We start from the raw sequence: 825 nt of genomic DNA, 5'->3' as shown, positions 1-825 counted from the left end.
CGGTCCGGCGGGCGGCCTGCTTCACCTCGCGCGACGAAGTCCTTTCGGACCCGCTCGAAGCTGATCTTGACAAAACTCATTGCGCATCCGCCGTCTTGCCGGGACGGAAATAGTTGAACGCGTTGGTGTAGGTATTGGAGGCCTTGATCTGGCCGGGTTTGAACAGCCCGTCCTTCTCCAGCCAGTCGATCCACACCTGGATCTCCGCGTCAGAGATCACGCCGCCCTTGCTCGCAACGCCGGTGCTCTTCCAGTATTTGATCGAGGAGCCATCCTCGTTGCGCTTGCGGTCGGCGATGATCCTGTCGAAGCGTGCACGCACCTCCTCCGGCGGCGCCGTCTGCGCCCATGCGATCGCCCGCGAGATGCCCTCGACCAATCTGCGGGAGGCCTCGGGATTGTCCTTGATAAACTTGTCCCGCAGCACATAGGAACCGCCGGTGAACTGACCGAACAGGTCGGTGTCATTAAATAGCGAGTGGATGCCGCCGCGATCGAGCGCCTTGTCGCGCAGCACGCCGCTGAGCGCGCTGACCTCGACCTGGCCCTGGCGCAGCGCTTGCTCGCCGCTCACGGGCGGGATGGCCACCAGGGTCACCTGCTTGGCCTCGCTCGCCGAGAGGCCGTTACGGGCGAGATACTCACGCAGCACGAACTCCAGATGCGCGCCCAGCGTGTTGACTGCGACCTTCTTGCCGATCAGGTCGCGCGCTGTCTTGATTGGACTGTCGTCCTTCACGTAGTAGCCGTAGTAGGTGTTGGCATCGGAGCCGTAATAGCCAACCACCGCCTTGATCGGTGCGCGCGCCGCGATAAGCTTGAGGA

The 825-nt window shown here is 63.0% G+C and carries 1 protein-coding gene; it reads right to left on the bottom strand.

From position 1 onward, the window contains the following. Positions 1-76: 76 nt before the first annotated feature. Positions 77-825 (bottom strand): ABC transporter substrate-binding protein (locus tag AC24YW_RS36580; protein WP_487487210.1); only part of this gene is annotated, 749 nt, incomplete at its 5' end.

It is taken from the genome of Bradyrhizobium sp. USDA3516, assembly GCF_057651995.1.
This window is presented reverse-complemented; position numbering and strand designations above follow the sequence as displayed.